This is a genomic window from Burkholderia sp. AU16741 (assembly GCF_002223345.1).
Classification (GTDB): domain Bacteria; phylum Pseudomonadota; class Gammaproteobacteria; order Burkholderiales; family Burkholderiaceae; genus Burkholderia; species Burkholderia sola.
Genome location: NZ_NKEZ01000004.1, coordinates 67,263 through 88,062, shown reverse-complemented (window position 1 = coordinate 88,062; position 20,800 = coordinate 67,263). Strand labels below are relative to the sequence as shown.

At 68.2% G+C, this 20,800-nt stretch carries 22 protein-coding genes and 1 pseudogene; 10 read left to right on the top strand and 13 right to left on the bottom strand.

Annotated elements, in window-relative coordinates; genetic code table 11:
• Nucleotides 1-20 precede the first annotated feature (20 nt).
• A complete protein-coding gene (locus tag CFB89_RS11795; protein WP_089468061.1) occupies nt 21-404 on the top strand; it encodes an RcnB family protein in 384 nt (127 codons plus the stop codon).
• Between the two features lie 82 nt (nt 405-486).
• Here the strand turns inward: CFB89_RS11795 and CFB89_RS11790 are convergent, their stop codons facing one another.
• The 4 genes from CFB89_RS11790 to CFB89_RS11775 form a co-directional block, all read right to left on the bottom strand.
• The gene (locus tag CFB89_RS11790; protein WP_089468060.1) at nt 487-1,053 is read right to left on the bottom strand and encodes an aromatic acid exporter family protein; all 567 of its coding nucleotides are present in this window, start codon (nt 1,051-1,053) and stop codon (nt 487-489) included.
• Nucleotides 1,054-1,094: 41 nt separating this feature from the next.
• A complete protein-coding gene (locus CFB89_RS11785; RefSeq protein ID WP_089468059.1) occupies nt 1,095-2,354 on the bottom strand; it encodes an MFS transporter in 1,260 nt (419 codons plus the stop codon).
• The gene (locus CFB89_RS11780) at nt 2,351-3,322 is read right to left on the bottom strand and encodes a PRC-barrel domain-containing protein (protein ID WP_089468058.1); all 972 of its coding nucleotides are present in this window, start codon (nt 3,320-3,322) and stop codon (nt 2,351-2,353) included. Before CFB89_RS11780 ends, CFB89_RS11785 begins: the two co-directional genes overlap by 4 nt.
• A gap of 388 nt (nt 3,323-3,710) precedes the next feature.
• Nucleotides 3,711-4,046, bottom strand: a complete 336-nt coding sequence (locus CFB89_RS11775; RefSeq protein WP_069618124.1) for a YggL family protein — start codon at nt 4,044-4,046, stop codon at nt 3,711-3,713.
• A gap of 247 nt (nt 4,047-4,293) precedes the next feature.
• Here CFB89_RS11775 and CFB89_RS35755 point away from each other — a divergent pair.
• Nucleotides 4,294-4,750, top strand: a pseudogene (locus CFB89_RS35755) (STM2901 family protein).
• Between the two features lies 1 nt (nt 4,751).
• Entirely contained in the window at nt 4,752-5,132 is a 381-nt protein-coding gene (locus tag CFB89_RS11765; RefSeq protein ID WP_089468057.1) for a DUF1493 family protein, read from the top strand.
• Between the two features lie 81 nt (nt 5,133-5,213).
• On the opposite strand, the gene rng is transcribed toward CFB89_RS11765, so the two are convergent.
• The 9 genes from rng to upp form a co-directional block, all read right to left on the bottom strand.
• Nucleotides 5,214-6,683, bottom strand: a complete 1,470-nt coding sequence (gene rng / locus CFB89_RS11760) for a ribonuclease G (RefSeq protein ID WP_089468056.1) — start codon at nt 6,681-6,683, stop codon at nt 5,214-5,216.
• An 8-nt stretch (nt 6,684-6,691) separates the two neighbouring features.
• On the bottom strand, nt 6,692-7,324 hold the full coding sequence (locus CFB89_RS11755) for a nucleoside triphosphate pyrophosphatase (protein WP_089468055.1): 633 nt from the start codon (nt 7,322-7,324) through the stop codon (nt 6,692-6,694).
• 51 nt (nt 7,325-7,375) lie between these two features.
• On the bottom strand, nt 7,376-7,846 hold the full coding sequence (gene rlmH, locus CFB89_RS11750) for a 23S rRNA (pseudouridine(1915)-N(3))-methyltransferase RlmH (RefSeq protein WP_006484265.1): 471 nt from the start codon (nt 7,844-7,846) through the stop codon (nt 7,376-7,378).
• An 18-nt stretch (nt 7,847-7,864) separates the two neighbouring features.
• Nucleotides 7,865-8,308: a ribosome silencing factor gene (gene rsfS, locus CFB89_RS11745; protein ID WP_089468054.1), complete on the bottom strand. Its 444-nt coding sequence runs from the start codon at nt 8,306-8,308 to the stop codon at nt 7,865-7,867.
• Nucleotides 8,309-8,312: 4 nt separating this feature from the next.
• Nucleotides 8,313-9,014, bottom strand: coding sequence for a nicotinate-nucleotide adenylyltransferase (locus tag CFB89_RS11740; protein ID WP_089468053.1), 702 nt, complete (start codon nt 9,012-9,014; stop codon nt 8,313-8,315).
• A 39-nt stretch (nt 9,015-9,053) separates the two neighbouring features.
• Nucleotides 9,054-9,977, bottom strand: a complete 924-nt coding sequence (gene hemF / locus CFB89_RS11735; RefSeq protein WP_089468052.1) for an oxygen-dependent coproporphyrinogen oxidase — start codon at nt 9,975-9,977, stop codon at nt 9,054-9,056.
• A gap of 118 nt (nt 9,978-10,095) precedes the next feature.
• Entirely contained in the window at nt 10,096-11,376 is a 1,281-nt protein-coding gene (gene purD / locus CFB89_RS11730) for a phosphoribosylamine--glycine ligase (protein ID WP_089468051.1), read from the bottom strand.
• A 105-nt stretch (nt 11,377-11,481) separates the two neighbouring features.
• Nucleotides 11,482-12,210 carry a YebC/PmpR family DNA-binding transcriptional regulator gene (locus CFB89_RS11725; RefSeq protein WP_089468050.1) on the bottom strand — a complete coding sequence of 243 codons (729 nt, stop codon included), beginning with the start codon at nt 12,208-12,210 and terminating at the stop codon, nt 11,482-11,484.
• Nucleotides 12,211-12,439: 229 nt separating this feature from the next.
• A complete protein-coding gene (upp, locus tag CFB89_RS11720) occupies nt 12,440-13,090 on the bottom strand; it encodes a uracil phosphoribosyltransferase (protein ID WP_006481871.1) in 651 nt (216 codons plus the stop codon).
• A 208-nt stretch (nt 13,091-13,298) separates the two neighbouring features.
• Here upp and CFB89_RS11715 point away from each other — a divergent pair, with 208 nt between their 5' ends.
• The 7 genes from CFB89_RS11715 (at nt 13,299) to kdpC (ending at nt 20,654) form a co-directional block, all read left to right on the top strand.
• Nucleotides 13,299-14,078, top strand: coding sequence for an SDR family oxidoreductase (locus CFB89_RS11715; RefSeq protein ID WP_089468049.1), 780 nt, complete (start codon nt 13,299-13,301; stop codon nt 14,076-14,078).
• A 52-nt stretch (nt 14,079-14,130) separates the two neighbouring features.
• Nucleotides 14,131-14,523: a methylglyoxal synthase gene (locus CFB89_RS11710; protein ID WP_006478230.1), complete on the top strand. Its 393-nt coding sequence runs from the start codon at nt 14,131-14,133 to the stop codon at nt 14,521-14,523.
• 172 nt (nt 14,524-14,695) lie between these two features.
• Complete coding sequence (locus tag CFB89_RS11705) at nt 14,696-15,670, top strand: quinone oxidoreductase (RefSeq protein WP_089468048.1); 975 nt, start codon at nt 14,696-14,698, stop codon at nt 15,668-15,670.
• A gap of 345 nt (nt 15,671-16,015) precedes the next feature.
• The gene (kdpF, locus tag CFB89_RS11700) at nt 16,016-16,108 is read left to right on the top strand and encodes a K(+)-transporting ATPase subunit F (protein WP_006752209.1); all 93 of its coding nucleotides are present in this window, start codon (nt 16,016-16,018) and stop codon (nt 16,106-16,108) included.
• Complete coding sequence (gene kdpA, locus CFB89_RS11695; RefSeq protein WP_089468047.1) at nt 16,105-17,910, top strand: potassium-transporting ATPase subunit KdpA; 1,806 nt, start codon at nt 16,105-16,107, stop codon at nt 17,908-17,910. The genes kdpF and kdpA overlap by 4 nt, the downstream gene beginning before the upstream one ends.
• 52 nt (nt 17,911-17,962) lie before the next feature.
• A complete protein-coding gene (gene kdpB, locus CFB89_RS11690; protein ID WP_089468046.1) occupies nt 17,963-20,047 on the top strand; it encodes a potassium-transporting ATPase subunit KdpB in 2,085 nt (694 codons plus the stop codon).
• A gap of 25 nt (nt 20,048-20,072) precedes the next feature.
• Nucleotides 20,073-20,654: a potassium-transporting ATPase subunit KdpC gene (kdpC, locus tag CFB89_RS11685; protein ID WP_089468045.1), complete on the top strand. Its 582-nt coding sequence runs from the start codon at nt 20,073-20,075 to the stop codon at nt 20,652-20,654.
• The last annotated feature ends 146 nt before the right edge of the window (nt 20,655-20,800 follow it).

Below are 20,800 nucleotides of genomic sequence, written 5' to 3'. Positions count from 1 at the left end.
ACACCACGGAGGGAAGGACAATGAAGAGGATGCACGGCAGGATGCTGGCCGCACTGATCGCGGCCGGCTGCGCCGCCACCGCGGCGATGGCGCAGGATCACGGCAATCGCGATGACCGCGGCGGCCCCGGCATGCATCGCGGCCATGGCCCGAAACACGTGCCGCCCGGCCACGCGATGCATCGCGAAGACGACGTGCCGCCGCGCTGGGCCGACGGGCCGCGCCGCGACTGGCACAAGGGCGACCGGCTGCCGGCCGAGTTCCGCGATCGCCAGTACGTGGTCGACGACTGGCGCGGCTACCACCTGAGTGCGCCGCCGCGCGGCTATCACTGGGTCGGCGTCGGCGGCGACTACCTGCTCGTGCAGATCGGCTCGGGCATCGTGCTGCGGGTGGGTCCGTAAACAAGTCCGCAACCCGGTCCGTACCCGTTACTCAGCATTCAGATCGTTCATCCGGCTGCCGGGCGCGTTGCCCGGCGCCGCGTCACTTCGCCGCCGCGCGGCGGAACCAGCGTCGCTCGATTCTCGACATCACCCAGCACACACCCAGCGCGCACACCGTGCCGAGCGTCACTTCGCCGAGCCGGATCAGCGGAACGTCCCACAGCGGGCCGTTGCCCGGGAACAGCAGCACGATCGTCGCGGTCACGCCGCCGAGCCGCGCCGCGCTGCCGATGTTCAGGCACCAGCAGCAGACGATCACGACCGCGACCGTGATCGCATACGCGACGAGGCGATCGCCGCCCAACGCCGCACCGGCGAAGCCCAGGACGCCGCCGACCATCGCGCCGATGAACTGGTCGCGTGACAGCGACATCGTGTCCGAATAGTTGTGCTGCGTGACGGCGATCGCGGTGATCGCCGCCCACACCGCCTGCTCGCTGTGCATCGCGCGGCCGATCGCATACGCGAGGCACGCGCCGCAGACGGCCTGCACCGCCATCAGCCCGCCTTGCGCGAGCCGCTCGCTGAATGACAGCCCCTTGAACAGATCGAAGATCGACTGCTGGATCTGCTGGCGGGCTTCGTTGAGTGTCCTGATCGTATCCATCGTGCATCGGCGAAGAAGCGGGTAGCGGTGGCGCGCCGCCGTCAATGCGCCTGTTCGGGCGAGGCGGCCGCCGGTTCGTCGGTCGTCGCATCGCCGTTGTCGACGCGCGTCTCGGGCATCACGAGCCAGACCAGCAGCACCGCGAGCGCGCCTGCCGCGGCGAGCCCGAAGAAACTGACCGCGTTGCCGAAGTGATCGGCGACGTAGCCGGCCACGGCCGTGCTGAGCGTCGCGCCGATCCCGGCCGCGAGCCCGAACAGCCCGATACACAGGTTGTAGCGACCCTTGCCGCCCGCGACGTCGGCCGCGATCAGCGGCAGCATCACCCCGAACACCGCCGCGCTGATGCCGTCGAGCATCTGCACGGGCACGAGCAGGTACGGGCTGCTGACGCCGGCGAACAGCAGCGCGCGCACCGGCAGCGCGGAGAAGCCGAGCAGCAGGATCGGCCGGCGTCCCCAGCGCTGCGCGGAGCGGCCGACCCACGGCGACAGCATCGCGACGATCGCCTGCGGCACGATAATGCACGCGGCGATCACGAGCTGCACGTTCTCGCCCATCCCCGCCGTGACTTCGCCGGCCGCGAGGTTCAGCATCGCGGCGTTCGACAGGTGGAACAGCACGACGCAGGCCGCGAAGATCAGCATCCGGCGGTCGCGCAGCAGTTCGAGCAGCGTTTCGCGCTCGCCGGTTTCGTCGACGTCGTCGGGCTTCGACGACTGCGGAATCACCTGGTGCGTCGGCTGGATCATCGCGAGCGCGAACAGCGCCGGCAGCGCCAGCACGGCGGTCAGCCAGAACACCGCGCGCGCGGAGAAGTATTCGCCGGTGAGCCCCATCAGGCCCGCCGCGACCGCGCTGCCGATCGACGCCCAGCGCGCGTTGCGGCCGAGCCGGTCGCCGAGGTCGGCGCGGCCGACGAGCGAGAACGAGATCGCGGCCATCGCCGGCACCAGCATGCAGCTGGCAAAGCCGTGGAACACCTCGGCGGCGATCACCGGCACGATCGTCGGGCTCGACGCGAGCAGCACCGCGGACAGGATGATGGCCGCGATCGCCCACGCGGCCGCGCCTTTCTTGTTCTTCAGCGCATCGACGGCCGCGCCGCCCGGCACCTGGCTGACCATCGCGCTGATCGTGCCGATCGACAGCACCATGCCGATCTCGCCCTGCGTCCACTTGTGCGACGCGAGGTAGGACGCGATGAACGGACCGAACCCGGTTTGAACGTTTGCAACGAAAAAGTTGAGCCAGTCGAGGGCCCGGAGACTGCGAACGCTGACGGAATGCTGGATCGTCATCGGGTGGCACTCGCAGACGAAGCCGGCACCGCTGCCGCCGGGGCAACGGGCGGAAAGACCGCGACGATCGGCTTGTCGGCCGCGTACGGCGGCGCTGCCTTGATCTGTGCGTCGTTCAGGTCGAGCTGCGGGTGCAGCGCCTTGTCGCGCGTGACGAAGCGCAGCGCGCCCCAGCTCGCGGCGATCGAACGGCGGTCGGTATTGACGAGGCCGCCGAGGTCGAGCACGACGGCCTGCGGCTGCGCGCCGCGGTCGATCAGCACGTCGACGATGCGGCCGATCTTCGTGCCGTTCGGGCGCTCGACTTCGCTGTCGAGCATCGGCAGCCGCGTCGCCGGCGACGCCGCGGCCGAGCCCGACAGCGGCACGGCCTTGGGCCGTGCGGCCGGCGGCAGGTCGCCCGACGGCACGTCGAGCACGATCGGCTCCTGTTTGCCGCCCGGCGTGAAGCGGAACACGTTCCACGGGAAGATGACCTTGCGGTCGCCAATGCCCATGAAACCCTGCAGGTTGACGATCATCTCGCGCGGCTTGCCGCCCGCGTCAACCACCATGTCGACCGCGCGGCCGACCACCTTGCCGTTGCGGCGCGCGACTTCGCTGTCGAGCAGCGCATGGATCTGGGTGCGGTCGAGCGCGCGCGTCGCGACGAGCGGCGGGGGCGGAGGCGGCGGTGGGGTCGGCGATTCGGGGCGCTGCACGGGCTTCGGCCGCGTCACCTCGCGGTGCGGCTTCTTCGGCGCTTCCGGTTCCTCCGGTTGCGTCGGCGGCGGCACCGGCGGCATCGTCAGCGGCTCGCCGGCGGTTTCCTCGACAGGCTCGACGAGCGCCTCGCTGATCGGCGCGGGCGGGTTCTGGACCGGCAGCAGCCCGCAGCCGGACAGCAGCGCGGCGACGGCGACGATCAGGAAGACCGTCGAGGACGGCAACGACTTGCAGGATGCGGGAAACGGGAGTCCGCCGCTCATTGACACTCACTCCATGGGTCGGGGCGGCCCGAGGGCACGCGGCTGGCGATGGATGGCGGGTGCGGGCGGCGCACCACGCGAGGGTGAGAGTTTAACGTGTCTTGCTTTCAGGACCGATTTCGATGGCGGGTTGCAGGCCGATCGTCGGGAAAAGGAAGGGATCGGAGGCCGGTCGGCGGGCGGGCTGCGGCGCCCGATCGACGACGATGCGGGCGCCGGCGCCCGCTACCGTCGGTGCGTTGGCTCAACGCGCCGAGCTGCCGCACGCGGACAGCAACGACAGCGCCGCAACGCCGGCGGCCATCATGATCATGCTGCAGAAACGACGTCGATCTGGCCCGCCGTGGTGGCGGGCAGGCGCCGCCTGAAGCAGCGTGAACCCAGGAAATCAGGCGTCCGGATACCACGCGTCGGCGAATTCGCTGACCTGGACGTCCTTCAGTTCCGGACGGGCGGCCAGCCACCCGCGCACGAGCTCGCGATCGGCGTCGGTCGTCGTGCCGCGCGGCGCGCCGGAGATCACGTACGCGCCGATGCCTTCGTCCGCGGACGCGACGGTCAGCAGCCCGTTCGCTTCGACGAAGTCGATGAATGCATCGATCAACTGGCCGCGCTCGAGGTCGGTCATGTCGTTGCGGTAATGCGCGGTGGCGTTGAACGAGAGTTCCTGGAATTCGCCGATGTGGAGTTTCTTGCGCTGGCGGCGGTTGTGGCCTTGGCTCATGGTGTGTCGTGAATGAATGTGAGGTGAGAACGGATCGCGCGGCGGATGGCGCGGGCACCCGGCCGACGTGCGGCATGGGCGAGGCTGGCGGCGGAAGAGGGCGTATCGCGGGACCGTTCCCGAAACGGTTCTTAAACAATTGCGCGATGGGCTCTTCGCCGTGCGGCCTGGTCAAGCGGCCTATTGCACGCCTGACCGAATGATACAGGGACGGCGAGCGTGTTCGGCTTTGCTAAGGTCTGCGGTCATTCGAACCACCACGAGGGCCGTATGTCGGACGAATCGCTATTCGTATGAGGGGCGCGAGAATCTCACGCCGGGGGATCTGTTTTTCTGGGTTGCGGTGAATCAGGTTTGCAAACGGTTTGGCTTTCACGACCTTGGAGCTGCGGCTGCCGTGCTATTGGGGCAGAACGATGTACCGGTTCCCGGCAAGCCGCGCGGCGCAGCGGCCGGCACCTCCGTTGCGTCGCTTGCGGCGCGCAAAGCGCTGCCGTTCAACGTCGGGATTCGGATGCCGACCATCACGAAAGCCGGTGCTGGTGGTGTGCGGATCGCGACGACTCGTAACCTCGGTGCATTCGTCGGCCGTGCAGTGCCTGTTGTCGGCACTATTCATGCTCGCCACGGATGCGGCGGTCGTCATGTGGAATACGGTGCGGGTCTACAACAGCATTGCAAAACCGGAAGACAGGGTACTCTGATATGACTGACACGGCATGGGACCGGCTCGAGGCATTTGCTCGGGAGGAGTTAGGGCGTCCGCTTTTTGGCGGTCCGCTGAAGCTGTCACGTTCAAGCCGGATGGAAGAGGACCTTCGCATCACGGGAATCGACGCGATCGAATTTATCGACAAGTGGGGCGAGACCTTCGGGATCGATGTAGAGCACTTCCCGTATCAGCGATACATCGGCCCGGAAACGCTCGATATGGTTAGAACGTTCCTTGGGCTGTTTTCGTCGAAATATCGTGACCCGGAACTTGTGCCCCTGACACTCGGCATGCTGGAAGAAGCGATGCGTCTCGGCCGGTGGGATACCGAAGCGATCGAGTGTTTCGCACGGGAAGGGGGCCGTGCGGAATAGCCGTTCACCACATTGAATGCAGGTTGCGCGAAATACCTCCCATGCCGGGCCGAAATCGCGCAACCGCCAAAGAACGCACCGTCACATCAGCACGATGTCGTACTGCTCCTGGCTCAGGTTCGACTCGACCTGCAGCGACACCGGTTTGCCGATGAAGTCGATCAGCATCGCCAGATGCTGCGATTCTTCGTCGAGGAACAGGTCGATCACCTGCTGCGCGGCGATCACGCGAAACTCGCGCGGATTGAACTGCCGCGATTCGCGCAGGATCTCGCGCAGGATGTCGTAGCACACGGTGCGCGACGTCTTCACCTGGCCCTTGCCCTGGCAGGTCGGGCACGGTTCGCACAGCACGTGCGCGAGCGATTCACGCGTGCGCTTGCGCGTCATCTCGACGAGCCCGAGCTGCGAAAAGCTGTTGACCGTCACGCGCGTGCGGTCGCGCGACAGCGCCTTCTTCAGTTCGGACAGCACCGCGTCGCGATGCTCGGCATTCTCCATGTCGATAAAGTCGATGATGATGATTCCGCCGAGGTTGCGCAGCCGCAGTTGCCGCGCGATCGTGTGCGCGGCCTCGAGGTTGGTCTTGAAGATCGTGTCGTCGAAATTGCGCGCGCCGACATAGCCGCCCGTGTTCACGTCGATCGTCGTCATCGCCTCGGTCTGGTCGATCATCAGGTAACCACCCGACTTCAGGTCGACGCGGCGCGACAGCGCGCGCTGGATCTCCGTCTCGATGTTATACAGGTCGAACAGCGGCCGCTCGCCGGTGTAGTGATGCAGCTTCGGGCTCACGGCCGGCGTGAACTCGCCCGCGAATTCCGACAGGCGCTGGTAGGTTTCGCGCGAATCGACCTGGATGCGCGTCGTGTCGTCGTTCGCGAAATCGCGCAGCACGCGCTGCGCGAGATCGAGATCCTGGTACAGCAGGCTCGTCGCCGGCAGCCGCTGCGCCTGCGCGACGATCGTCGCCCAGGTCTTGCGCAGGTACGCGACGTCGCCGGCCAGTTCGTCGGAGGTCGCATCCTCGGCGATCGTGCGCACGATGTAGCCGCCTTTCTCGTCCGGCGGAATCACGGCGGTCAGGCGCGCACGCACGGCCTCGCGCTCGGCCTCGCTCTCGATCTTCTGCGAGATGCCGATATGCGGCTCCTGCGGCAGGTAGACGAGCGTGCGGCCCGCGATGCTGACCTGCGTCGACAGCCGCGCGCCTTTCGTGCCGATCGGATCCTTGATCACCTGCACCATCAGCGTCTGGCCTTCGAACACGATCTTCTCGATCGGCTGGTGCGGCACGGCCGACTGCGGCTCGCCCGCGAGCCGCGGATGCCAGATGTCGGCGACGTGCAGGAACGCCGCGCGCTCGAGGCCGATGTCGATGAACGCCGACTGCATGCCGGGCAGCACGCGCACGACCTTGCCGAGATAGATGTTGCCGACCCGCCCGCGCGACAGCGTCCGCTCGACGTGAAGCTCCTGCACCGCACCTTGCTGGACGAGTGCGACGCGCGTTTCCTGCGGCGTGAGGTTAATCAGGATTTCTTCGTTCATGGTGCGGTTCAGAAGGCGACGCGTGCGGTACGCAGCAGCGCGGCAGTCTCAAAAAGGGGCAGACCCATGATACCTGAATGGGATCCGTCGATTCGCTCGATGAATTCGGCCGCGCGGCCCTGGATCGCGTACGCGCCGGCCTTGCCGAACGGCTCGCCGGTGTCGACGTAGCGCGCGAACGCGTCGCGCGGTGCGTTTGAAAAGCGTACCGACGAGCGCGACAGCGCGGGCGGCAGCAGGTCGCCGTCGGCGCCGATCACGGCGACGGCGGTCAGGACTTCGTGTTCGCGGCCCGCGAGGCGGGTGAGCATCGCGAGCGCATCGCCGGCGTCGGCCGGCTTGCCGAGGATCGCGCCGTCGATGGTCACCGTGGTGTCCGCAACGAGCACCGGCGCGGCCGGCTTGCCGCTCGCGACGAGGCGCGCACGCGCGGCCTCGGCCTTCGCGACGGTCACGCGCCGCACGTACGCGTCGGCGGCTTCGCCGGGCAGTTCGGCCTCGAGCGCCTCGGCGTCCTCGTCGGGGCGCGGCAGCAGCAGCTCGAAGCGTACGCCGATCTGCAGCAGCAGCTCCTGGCGGCGCGGGCTTTGCGAAGCGAGGTAAAGAATCGGGAAAAGCGCGGGGGGCGTGCTGGACGGCATGGTGTCGTTATCTCGTTGAGCGCGCGCGGCGCGCGTCTCGAGGACGGCACGTCATGCGCGGTGGTAGGGGTGATTCTGCGTGATGCTCCACGCCCGGTAAAGCTGTTCGGCGAGCAGCACGCGCACCATGCCGTGCGGCAGCGTCATGCTCGAGATGCGCAGCAGCACGTCGGCGCGCGCTTTCAGCTCCGGATCGAGCCCGTCGGCGCCGCCGATCACGAACGCGACGTCGCGGCCGTCCTGCTGCCAGCCGGGCAGCGCCTGCGCGAGCTGCATCGTGGTCCAGTCGCGGCCGCGCTCGTCGAGCGCGACGAGGCGCGCGCCCTTCGGCAGCGCGGCCTCGATCTTCTGCCGCTCGGCTGCCATCACGCTTTCGGCGCTGCGGCCGCCCGAACGCAATTCCGGCTTGATTTCGCGCAACTCGATGCGCAGTTCGGGCGGCATCCGCTTCGTGTATTCGTCGAAGCCGGATGCGATCCAGCCCGGCATCTTGTGGCCGACCGCGAGGATGAAAAGCTTCATCGGGACACGCGCGACGGCTTAACGGCGGCGGGCGGCCGTCTTGCGCGCCGGGCGTGCGGGCGCTTCTTCCTCTTCCTCGTCGTCTTCGCTCGCCGTCGCGAAGCCGTCGCCCTTGCCGCCGCCGAGCTTCATCCGCACGGGCTTGTCGCCCCAGATTTCCTCGAGGTTGTAGTACTGGCGCAGCGCCGGTTGCAGGATGTGCACGACCGCGTCGCCGCAATCGACCAGCACCCATTCGCCGGTGTCCTCGCCTTCGGAGCTGACGACGTCGCCGCCGGCTTCCTTGACCTTGTCGCGCACGTTCGACGCGAGCGCCTTGGTCTGGCGGTTGGAGGTGCCCGAGGCGACGACCACGCGGTCGAACAATTCGGTCAGGTGGCTGGTGTTGAACACCTTGATGTCTTGCGCCTTGACGTCTTCGAGGGCGTCGACGATCACGCGCTGCAGTTTGCGAATATCCATGGATTCAGGAATGGTAGAGGCGATGTTGAAGAATATAGGCCCATACGGCGGCCGGCACATGTTCGGCCGACGCGTCGGGCATTTGCGCATGGCGTGCGATGCATTCGCGCAGGTGCGTGCGGATGTCGGTCGCGGCGATGTCGAACGAAAGGGTCGTATCGATCAGCAGGCGGCCCGCCGGCGTGGCCTTGAGCACGTCGGCGCCGGCCTGCCGCGCGGCGATTTCCCGCGCGACGTCCGGGGGCGCCGCGCCGAGCTCGAAGCCCGGGCGTGTCGACACGCCGATGTGCGCGTAGTCGAACAGCGTGCGCCAGTCGCGCCACGTATCGAGGCGCACGAGCTGGTCGGCGCCGATCAGCAGCGACAGCGACGCATCCGGGCCGATCCGCTCGCGCCAGCGCGCGAGCGTCTCGACCGTGTAGGTCGGGCCGGTGTGCTCGATCTCGTCGGTGGCGACGGTCACGGTCACGCCCGGCAGCACGAGCGAATCCGCGGCCGCGCGCGTCATTGCGAGCCGGTGCTCGGCGGCCGACACGTCGCGCTTCTGGTACGGCTGCCCGGCGGGCAGCAACACGAGTTCGGTCAGCTCGAGCAGCGCGGCGAACCGGCGCGCGAGCGCGAGATGGCCGTCGTGGATCGGGTCGAAGGTGCCGCCCAGCAAGCCGATACGACGCGGCAGCGGGGCGGGGCGGGCGGTGGTGTCCAGAAACGCGTCCTTTCGTTGGGGGCAGCGGGGCGCGCGGGCTCAGACCCAGTCGCGCGGCACGAGGAAGTCGCTATACAGGCGCGCTTCCGGCGAACCCGGCTCGGGTTGCCAGTTGTAGCGCCAGTTCGCGACCGGCGGCATCGACATCAGGATCGACTCGGTCCGGCCGCCGCTTTGCAGGCCGAACAGCGTGCCGCGATCGAACACGAGGTTGAATTCGACGTAGCGGCCGCGGCGGTAGGCCTGGAAGTCGCGCTCGCGCTCGCCGTACGGCAGCTCGGCGCGGCGCTCGACGATCGGCAGGTAAGCGTGCAGGAACGCATCGCCAACGCTTTGCATCATGTCAAACGAGCGTTCGAAACCGGGCTCCGAGAAATCGTCGAAGAAGATCCCGCCGATGCCGCGCGTTTCGTTGCGGTGCTTCAGGAAGAAATAGTCGTCGCACCATTGCTTGAAGCGTGGGTAGAGCTCGACGCCGAACGGGTCGAGCGCATCCTTGCAGGTCTGGTGGAAATGCCGTGCGTCGTCCTCGAAACCGTAAACCGGTGTCAGATCCATGCCGCCGCCGAACCAGAACACGGGGGCTTCACCCGGTTTCGTCGCGATCAGCATCCGCACGTTCATGTGCACGGTCGGGCAGTACGGATTGCGCGGGTGCAGCACGAGCGACACGCCCAGCGCCTCGAAGCCGCGGCCCGCGAGTTGCGGGCGCGCCGCGCTCGCCGACGGCGGCAGCGCGTCGCCCGCGACGTCGGAAAAGCCGATTCCAGCGCGTTCGAACACGCGGCCGCCTTCGAGAATCCGCGTGCAGCCGCCGCCGCGCAGGCGTTCGGCCGGCCCGCGCTGCCACGTGTCGGTCGCGAGCGGCGTGCCGTCGAGCGCGCCGAGCGCGTCGGCGATGCGTGTCTGCAGGCCCTGGAGATACGTGCGCACGCGCGTCACGTCGTAGGTCGAATCGGTCATGTCTGGACTGGCTGCCCCCACCCTGAGCGGGGGCCGTAAAAAAAGCGTCTGCCGGGCATTCTATCGAACCCCGGCAGAGGGGCCGCCGCCGCAAGGGCGCGGGGCGGCGAGGGCGACGTCACGCGCTCTTGCGGTTGAGCGCGCGAAAGCCGATGTCGCGGCGGTACTGCATGCCTTCGAAATTGATCTGGTTGATCGTGTCGTACGCATGCTGCTGCGCTTCGCGCACCGAATCGGCGAGGCCGACCACGCACAGGACGCGGCCGCCTGAGGTGACCAGCTTGTCGCCTTCGGCGAGCGTCGTGCCGGCATGGAACGTCACGGCCTGTTCGGTTTCGGCCGGGATTCCGTTGATGCGATCGCCCTTGCGCGGCGCGTCCGGGTAACCGTGCGCGGCCAGCACGACGCCGAGCGCGGTGCGGCGATCCCAGTCGAGCTCGACGGTGTCGAGCGTGCCCGCGATCGCCTGCTCGACGACCTTCGAGAAATCGCTCTTCAGGCGCGCCATGATCGGCTGCGTTTCCGGGTCGCCCATCCGGCAGTTGAACTCGAGCGTGCGCGGATTGCCTTCCTTGTCGATCATCAGGCCCGCGTACAGGAAGCCCGTGAAACGGATGCCGTCCTTCTCCATCCCGCGCACGGTCGGCATGATGATCTCGCGCATCACGCGTGCGTGCATCTGCGGCGTGACGATCGGCGCGGGCGAATACGCGCCCATGCCGCCGGTGTTCGGGCCGCGATCCTCGTCGAGCAGGCGCTTGTGATCCTGGCTGGAAGCCAGCGCCAGCGCATGCTTGCCGTCGACCATCACGATGAAGCTCGCTTCCTCGCCATCGAGGAATTCCTCGATCACGACGCGCGCGCCGGCATCGCCGAGCTTGTTGCCCGACAGCATCATGTCGACGGCCGCATGGGCCTCTTCGAGCGTCATCGCGACGACGACGCCCTTGCCGGCCGCGAGGCCGTCGGCCTTCACGACGATCGGCGCACCCTTCGCGTCGATGTACGCGTGGGCGGCGGCCGCATCGGAGAAGGTCTCGTAGTCGGCCGTCGGAATGTTGTGGCGCTTCATGAACGCCTTCGCGAAATCCTTCGAGCTTTCGAGCTGCGCGGCTTCGCGGGTCGGGCCGAACACCTTCAGGCCGCGCGCGCGGAACAGATTGACGATGCCGGCCGCGAGCGGTGCTTCCGGCCCGACGAGCGTGAACGCGACGCCTTCGCGTTCCGCGAAATCGGCGAGTTCGTCGAGCGCCGTGATGTCGACGTTCTTCAGACGCTCGTCCTGCGCCGTGCCGCCATTGCCGGGCGCGACGTAGACCATCTGGACGCGCGGCGATTGCGCGAGCTTCCACGCCAGCGCATGTTCGCGGCCGCCGGAACCGACGACGAGTAGTTTCATGGGATTCCCCGCAGACTAGAAAACAGGGCGGCCGGCACGCTCAGGCGCGCCGGCCGCGAAATCGGTCGGGCCGCCGTCGCAATATTGCGCACGGCGGCCGGCATCTCATTCCTCGACGATGACGGCGTTCGTATACACGTCCTGCACGTCGTCGAGGTTCTCGAGCGCGTCCAGGAGCTTCTGCATCTTCGCCGCGTCGTCGCCGGTGAATTCGACTTCGTTCTGCGGCTTCATCGTCACTTCGGCGAGTTCGGCCTTGAAGCCGGCGGCTTCGAGCGCGTCCTTCACCGCCGAGAACGCCTGCCAGTCGCACAGCACTTCGATCGAGCCGTCGTCGTTCGTGTTCACGTCGTTCGCGCCGGCTTCGAGCGCGGCTTCCATCAGCGCGTCTTCCGACGTGCCGGGCGCGAACAGGAACTGGCCGACGTGATCGAACATGAACGCGACCGAGCCGTCGGTGCCCATGTTGCCGCCGAACTTCGAGAACGCGTGGCGCACTTCCGCGACCGTGCGGGTGCGGTTGTCGGTCAGCGTGTCGACGATGATCGCCGCGCCGCTGATGCCGTAGCCTTCGTAACGGATTTCTTCATAGTTCGCGCCGTCCGCGCCGCCGACGCCGCGGTCGATCGCGCGCTTGACGTTGTCCTTCGGCATGTTCGCGTCGGCCGCCTTGTCGACCGCGAGACGCAGGCGCGGGTTCGAGTTGACGTCGCCGCCGCCGAGGCGCGCCGCCACCTGGATTTCCTTGATCAGGCGGGTCCAGACCTTGCCGCGCTTCGCGTCGGCCGCAGCCTTCTTATGCTTGATGTTGGCCCATTTCGAATGACCAGCCATACCTTTCTCCGTGCCCGGGCGCGCAGCGCGGGCGATTGTTTCAGTGTGTCGTTGAATCGGCGGCCGTGTCGGCGGGCATGAAGCCGCGGGGCCGCGCGTGTCGAGTGGAGCGTGATTTTATCACGCGGCGACCGCCGGTTCGGGGCCGCCGCGCATGGCCGGACGGCCAGGGCGACCGTCGCGGCGCGCCGGGGCCGCGCGGCACGGCGGCGCCGGCCGCCCGGTGCGGTCAGTTCTTGGTGCCGAACAGGCGGTCGCCCGCGTCGCCCAGGCCGGGCACGATGTACGCATGCTCGTTCAGGTGCGAGTCGAGCGACGCGACGAACAGCTTCACGTCCGGGTGCGCGTCCTGGAACACCTGCACGCCCTCGGGCGCGGCGACCAGCGCGACGAACATGATGTTCGCGGCGGGCACGTTGCGGCGCTTGAGCACGTCGACCGCATGCACGGCCGAATAGCCGGTCGCGACCATCGGGTCGCACAGGATGAAGATGCGGTCTTCCAGGTCCGGCAGGCGCACCAGGTATTCGACCGGGCGGTGGTCGTCGGCGCGGTACACGCCGATGTGGCCGACGCGCGCGGACGGCACGAGGTCGAGCAGGCCGTCCGACATCCCGATGCCCGCGCGCAGCACGGGCACGATCGCGAGCTTCTTGCCGGCGATCACCGGCGCGTCGACCGCCACCAGCGGGGTTTCGACCCGCTTGGTCGTGATCGGCAGGTTGCGGGTGATCTCGTAGCCCATCAGCAGCGTGATCTCGCGCAGCAGTTCGCGGAACGTGCGCGTGGACGTGTCCTTGTCGCGCATGTGCGTGAGCTTGTGCTGGATCAGCGGGTGATCGGTGATGAAGAGGTTCGGGAAACGGCTGTCCTGTTTCATGACGGGGTGCCTTGGCGGCAAAAGGGGATCGGGGGCGGCGGCGGGCACGGGCCGGCCGTCGCTCATGGCCGCAATTTTACCAAGGCGCGCCGTGTGATCCGGATATTATCGACGTCTCACGACAATCCGCGTGCCGCGCACGCCCGTTCGCCCGCCCGCCGGCGGCAGCGCGGGGCCGCGCGGTACGCGCGCCACCAGGGAAACGACGATGGATCTCGGCATCGAAGGAAAGACCGCGCTCGTGTGCGCGGCGAGCAAGGGCCTCGGGCGCGGCTGCGCGGAAGCGCTGGCCGCCGAGGGCGTGAACCTCGTGATCGTCGCGCGCACGCGCGACACGCTGGAGGAAACCGCGGAAGAGATTCGCGCCGGCGCGAACGTGTCGGTCACGGCGGTCGCGTGCGACATCACGACGCCGGACGGCCGCGCGGCCGCGCTCGCCGCGTGCCCGCAGCCGGACATTCTCGTGACGAATGCCGGCGGCCCGCCGCCCGGCGACTTCCGCGACTTTTCCCACGACGACTGGATTCGCGCGCTCGAGGCGAACATGCTGACGCCGATCGAGCTGATCCGCGCGACCATCGACGGGATGATCGGCCGCGGCTTCGGCCGGATCGTCAACATCACGAGTTCGGCCGTGAAGGCGCCGATCGACGTACTGGCGCTGTCGAACGGCGCGCGTTCGGGGCTGACCGGCTTCGTGGCGGGGCTGTCGCGCAAGGTCGCGGGGCAGGGCGTGACGATCAACAACCTGCTGCCGGGGCTGTTCGACACCGACCGGATCGCGACGACGCTCGCCGCGTCGGCGAAGGCGCAGGGCGTGACGGTCGACGAGATGCGCGCGCGGCGCACCCGGGACATCCCGGCCGGGCGACTCGGCACGCGCGCCGAATTCGGCGCGGCCTGCGCGTTCCTGTGCAGCGTGCACGCCGGCTACATCACCGGGCAGAACTGGCTGCTCGACGGCGGCGCGTATCCGGGGACGTTCTGACCCGCGCTTTTCGATTCACGATGACAACAACCGAACGACGAAGGAACTGGAGATGAGCAAACCCCGCATCGCACTGATTGCGCACGACGCGAAGAAGGACGAGATCGTCGCGCTCGCGGGCCAGTATCGCGAGACGCTCGCGCAATGCCGGCTGGTCGCGACCGGCACGACGGGCGGGCGCATCGCCGCCGCGCACGGGCTCGAGGTCGAGCGCAAGCTGTCGGGGCCGCTCGGCGGCGACCTGCAGATCGGCGCGGAACTGGCCGACGGGCGTGTCGACATCGTCGTGTTCCTGCGCGACCCGATGACCGCGCAGCCGCACGACCCCGACATCACCGCGCTGGTGCGCGCGTGCGACGTGCACGACGTGCCGGTCGCGACCAACGTCGCGACCGCGCGGATGCTGCTCGACGATCTGGCGCGGAACATGCAGGACGTTTGCTAGGCGTGGGTCGGGCGCGATTGTCCCTGCCGGCGGCAGGGCCATGCACCGACGGCGGCGACGCGCGAGAATCGTGCGTCGCCACGCGCGCCTGCCGGCACTCCCACGAATCGGTGTGGCGCGCGCATCGGCGCCCCGGATTTTCCTGACTGACAGACAGAAGAGGAGCAAAACGATGCCGAAAGCAATCCGATACGACCAGCCGGGCGGCCCGGACGTGATGAAGTGGGTCGATGTCGAGGTCGGCGCGCCGAAGGCGGGCGAAGTCCGCATCCGGCAACACGCGGTCGGGCTCAACTACATCGACGTGTATTTCCGCACGGGCCTGTATCCGCAGCCGCTGCCCGGCGGCCTCGGGATGGAGGCGGCGGGCGAGGTGACGGCCGTCGGCGACGGCGTGACTGGGTTCCAGGCCGGCGACCGCGTCGCCTATGTCGGCCAGCCGCCCGGCGCCTATGCGCAGGAGCGCGTGATGCCGGCCGAGCGCGTCGTGAAGCTGCCGGACGGGATCAGCTACGACGACGCGGCGTCGGTGATGCTGCAAGGCCTGACCGCGCATTACCTGCTGCGCCGCACGTACCCGGTGAAGGCCGGCGACACGATCCTGATCCACGCGGCGGCCGGCGGTGTCGGGCTGCTCGTGTGCCAGTGGGCGAAGGCGCTCGGCGCGACCGTGATCGGCACGGTCGGCTCCGACGAGAAGGCCGGGCTCGCGAAGGCGCACGGCTGCGATCATCCGATCGTCTACACGCGCGAGAACTTCACGCAGCGCGTGAAGGAGATCACGCACGGCGCGGGCGTGCCGGTCGTCTACGATTCGATCGGCAAGGACACCTACGTCGGTTCGCTCGACAGCCTCGCGCCGCTCGGCTACTTCGTCAGCTTCGGCAACGCGTCGGGCCCGCTGCCGCCGATCGACTCGAAGGAATTCTCGTCGCGCGGCTCGCTGTTCTTCACGCGCCCGACGCTGTTCTCGTACATCGCGAAGCGTGCCGATCTCGAGGCCGCGGCCGCCGAATTGTTCGACGTGATCCTGTCGGGCAAGGTCAAGACGAGCATCAACCAGCGCTACCCGCTCGCGGAAGTCGGCCGCGCGCATGCCGATCTCGAAGCGCGCAAGACCACCGGCTCGACGATCCTCGTTCCCTGACGCATCCCGTTCGTGCCGGCGCCACGCCGGCACGTCCCGTTGCGGGCGGCGCCGGCGTGCCGCCCGTCTTGTCTCCCGACCTGCCTCCCGACCCGCCCGACGTCCCGCCGCACGTTCGGCCCGCCGTTCCCCGCCGCACGCGTTTACGTGTTTTTTACACCCGCCCCGACACCTTTGACCCGCCCTTTACGCGCGTTCCCATAAGGTTCCAGTCGTCCGATTTCGACGACGGAGAACAAAAATGGATGGGGTTTTCATCGGCGCACTGGTGCTCTTCACCGCGCTGATCCGCGGTTTGCTTGCCGGTTGCGACAAGCTCGCGCAATACGGTCGCGGGGGGCGCGCATGACCTGGATGCTTTGGCTGGCGGGCGCTTCGACGGCCCTGCTGTTCGCGTATCTCGTCTTTGCGCTGCTGCGCGCGGAGGACATCGAATGAACGCGAACAATCTGTTGCAGACGCTGCTGTTCATCGCCGTGCTGCTGGCGGCGGCCGTGCCGGTCGCGCGCTACCTGAGCGCGGTGATGGACGGTAGCTCGCGCGTCGTGCGCGTGTTCGGGCCGCTCGAACGCGTGCTGTACCGCGTCGCCGGCGTCGATGCGGGCAGCGAGATGAACTGGAAGCAGTACGCGATCGCGACGATCGCGTTCAACGCGCTCGGCGCGCTGTTCCTGTACGGGCTGCTGCGCCTGCAGGGCCTGTTGCCCGGCAACCCGCAGCAATTCGGCGCGATGACGCCCGACGGCGCGTTCAACACGGCCGTCAGCTTCGTCACCAACACGAACTGGCAGGACTACACGCCCGAGCAGACCGTCAGCTACCTGACGCAGATGCTCGGCCTGACCGTGCAGAACTTCCTGTCGGCGGCGACCGGCATCGTCGTCGTGATCGCGCTGATCCGCGGTTTCGCGCGCCACACCGCGCAGACGATCGGCAACTTCTGGGTCGACCTCACGCGCGTGACGATGTACGTGCTCGTGCCGATGTCGGTCGTGATCGCCGCGCTGCTGATGAGCCAGGGCGTGATTCAGAACATGAAGGCGTATCGGGACGTGCCGGTGCTGCAGACGAGCACCTATGCGGCGCCGAAGCTCGACGCGCAGGGCAACCCGGTGAAGGACGACAAGGGCAACGCGGTCACGGTGCCGACGCCGTTGACGAAGCAGACGCTCGCGATGGGTCCGGTCGCGTCGCAGGAAGCGATCAAGATGCTCGGCACCAACGGGGGCGGCTTCTTCAACGCGAACTCGTCGCACCCGTACGAGAACCCGACGCCGTTCGCGAACTTTCTGCAGATCTTCTCGATCCTGATCATCCCGGCCGCGCTGTGTCTCGTGTTCGGTCGCATGATCGGCGACCGCCGGCAGGGCATCGCGGTGCTCGCGGCGATGACGGTCGCGTTCGCGGTCGCGATCGGCGTCGAGGTGAACGCCGAGCAGGGCGGCAACCCGACGCTCGCCGCGCTGCACGTCGACCAGTCGGCGAGCGGGCTGCAGCCGGGCGGCAACATGGAAGGCAAGGAAACGCGCTTCGGGATCGCGCAGAGCGGCATCTTCACGGTCGCGACGACGGCCGCGTCGTGCGGCGCGGTCGACACGATGCACGATTCGCTGACGCCGCTCGGCGGCCTCGTGCCGATGCTGCTGATGCAGCTCGGCGAGGTGATCTACGGCGGGGTCGGCTCCGGCCTTTACGGGATGCTCGTGTTCGCGCTGCTCGCGGTGTTCGTCGCCGGCCTGATGATCGGCCGCACGCCGGAATACGTCGGCAAGAAGATCGAGTCGTACGAGATGAAGATGGTGTCGATCGTCGTGCTGCTCACGCCGCTGCTCGTGCTGGTCGGCACGTCGATCGCGGTGTTGGCGGACGCGGGCAAGGCCGGCATCGCGAACCCGGGCCCGCACGGCTTCTCGGAAATCCTCTACGCGTTCAGCTCGGCCGCGAACAACAACGGCAGCGCGTTCGCGGGCCTGACGGTCGGTACGCCGTTCTACAACTGGATGACCGCGATCGCGATGTGGTTCGGTCGCTTCGGCACGATCGTGCCGGTGCTGGCGATCGCAGGTTCCCTCGCCGCGAAGAAGCGCATCGCGGTGACGAGCGGCACGCTGCCGACCCACGGCCCGCTGTTCGTCGTGCTGTTGCTCGGCACGGTGATGCTGGTGGGCGCGCTGACCTACGTGCCGGCGCTCGCGCTCGGCCCGGGCGTCGAGCACCTGATGATGTGGCTGGGCGCGTGACGCGCCCGCATGGCGACACATTGAAAAGACTGAAGAGCTTGAAGAGATCGCAATGACTCAACATTCCGCAACACGGTCCATGTTCGATCCGGCGCTGCTGCGCCCGGCGATCGTGGATTCGTTCAAGAAACTCACGCCGCGCACGCAGTTCCGCAACCCGGTGATGTTCTGCGTGTACGTGGGCAGCATCCTCACCACGATCCTGTGGATCGCGGCGCTCTCCGGCCAGGCCGAAGCGCCCGCGGGCTTCATCCTCGCGATCGCGCTGTGGCTGTGGTTCACCGTGCTGTTCGCGAACTTCGCCGAAGCGCTCGCCGAAGGGCGCTCGAAGGCGCAGGCCGCGTCGCTGCGCAGCGCGAAGAAGGACGTGATGGCGAAGAAGCTCAACGAGCCGCATCCGAAGTCGCCGATCCGCATCACGACCGCGTCCGACCTGCGCAAAGGCGACGTCGTGCTGGTCGAGGCCGGCGACGTGATCCCGGCCGACGGCGAGGTCGTCGACGGCGTCGCGTCGGTCGACGAATCGGCGATCACCGGCGAATCCGCGCCGGTGATCCGCGAATCGGGCGGCGATTTCTCGTCGGTGACGGGCGGCACGCGCGTGCTGTCCGACTGGATCGTCGTCAGGGTCACCGCGAACCCCGGCGAGGCGTTCCTCGACCGGATGATCGCGATGGTCGAAGGCGCGAAGCGCAAGAAGACGCCGAACGAGGTCGCGCTGACGATCCTGCTCGTCGCGCTGACGATCGTGATGCTGCTCGCGACCGCGACGCTGCTGCCGTTCTCGATGTTCTCGGTCGACGCGATGAAGGCCGGCCACGTGGTGACGATCACCGCGCTCGTCGCGCTGCTCGTGTGCCTGATCCCGACGACGATCGGCGGGTTGCTGTCCGCGATCGGCGTGGCCGGGATGAGCCGGATGATGCAGGCGAACGTGATCGCGACGTCGGGCCGCGCGGTGGAAGCGGCCGGCGATGTCGACGTGCTGCTGCTCGACAAGACCGGCACGATCACGCTCGGCAACCGCCAGGCATCGACGTTCGTGCCGGCGCCGGGCGTGACCGAGGAAGCGCTGGCCGATGCCGCGCAACTGTCGTCGCTCGCCGACGAAACGCCGGAAGGCCGCAGCATCGTCGTGCTCGCGAAGGAGCGCTTCAACATCCGCCAGCGCGACATGGCGCAACTGCACGCGACGTTCCTCGGCTTTTCCGCGCAGACGCGGATGAGCGGCGTCGATCTGCCCGGCCGCGAGATCCGCAAGGGCGCGGCAGACGCGATCCGCCGCTACGTCGAAACCCACGGCAGCCGCTTTCCGGAAGAAGTGCGCCGCGCGGTGGACGACGTCGCGCGCCGCGGCAGCACGCCGCTCGTCGTCGCCGACCTGCAGGACGGGGCGGCGCGCGTGCTCGGCGTGATCGAGCTGAAGGATATCGTGAAGGGCGGCATCAAGGAGCGCTTCGCGGAGCTGCGCAAGATGGGCATCAAGACCGTGATGGTGACGGGCGACAACCGGCTGACGGCCGCGGCGATCGCGGCGGAAGCGGGCGTCGACGATTTCCTCGCGGAAGCGACGCCGGAAACCAAGCTCGCGACGATCCGCGAGCACCAGGCGGCCGGGCGCCTCGTCGCGATGACGGGCGACGGCACCAACGACGCGCCGGCGCTCGCGCAGGCCGACGTCGCGGTCGCGATGAACACCGGCACGCAGGCGGCGAAGGAAGCCGGCAACATGGTCGACCTCGACTCGAACCCGACCAAGCTGATCGAGATCGTCGAGATCGGCAAGCAGATGCTGATGACGCGCGGCTCGCTGACCACGTTCTCGATCGCGAACGACATCGCGAAGTACTTCGCGATCATCCCGGCCGCGTTCGTGACGACCTATCCGCAACTGCGCGTGCTCGACATCATGCATCTGACGTCGCCGGCGTCCGCGATCCTGTCCGCGGTGATCTTCAACGCGCTGATCATCGTCGCGCTGATTCCGCTGGCGCTGAAGGGCGTGACCTACCGGCCGCTCGGCGCCGCGTCGCTCTTGCGCCGCAACCTGCTGGTGTACGGCCTCGGCGGCGTGCTGCTGCCGTTCCCGTTCATCAAGCTGATCGACATGACGCTCGCCGCGCTCGGCTGGGCCTGAGCCGGCCGCACTTGAAGGAACCATCATGAAATCGTTGATTCGCCCGCTCGTCGTGCTGTTCGTCATCCTGACCGCCGTGACGGGGCTCGCTTACCCGGCCGTGATGACCGTGTTCGGTCAGGCCGTGTTCCCGTCGCAGGCCAACGGCAGCCTGATCGAGCAGAACGGCAAGGTCGTCGGCTCCGCGCTGATCGGCCAGCAGTTCGATGCGCCGAAGTACTTCTGGGGCCGGCTGTCGGCCAGCGCGCCGATGCCGTACAACGCGGCCGGCTCCGGCGGCTCGAACCTCGGCCCGCTGAATCCGTCGCTCGCCGACCAGGTGAAGGCGCGCATCGCCGCGCTGCGCGACGCGGGCACCGACCTGTCGAAGCCGGTGCCGGTCGACCTCGTGACGGCGTCGGCCAGCGGTCTCGATCCGGAAATCACGCCGGCCGCCGCCGCGTATCAGGTCGAGCGCGTCGCGAAGGCGCGCAACCTGGCGCCGGACGCGGTCGCGCAACTCGTCGCCGCGAACACGACGGGCCGCCAGTTCGGCGTGCTCGGCGAGCCGCGCGTGAACGTGCTGAAGCTGAATCTCGCTCTCGATGCGGCGCAGGCCGCGCACTGAGCGAGCGTGCGGGCGGGCTCCCCGGCGCGGCTGGCCGCGCGCCGGGCCCGACCTTGTTCCGACGGCGCTCGCGCCGTCTTTGCCTTTTGCGGCGATTTGGAACCACAATGGCCCTATCTCGCGCGCCATCCGGCGCGTCGCCCTCC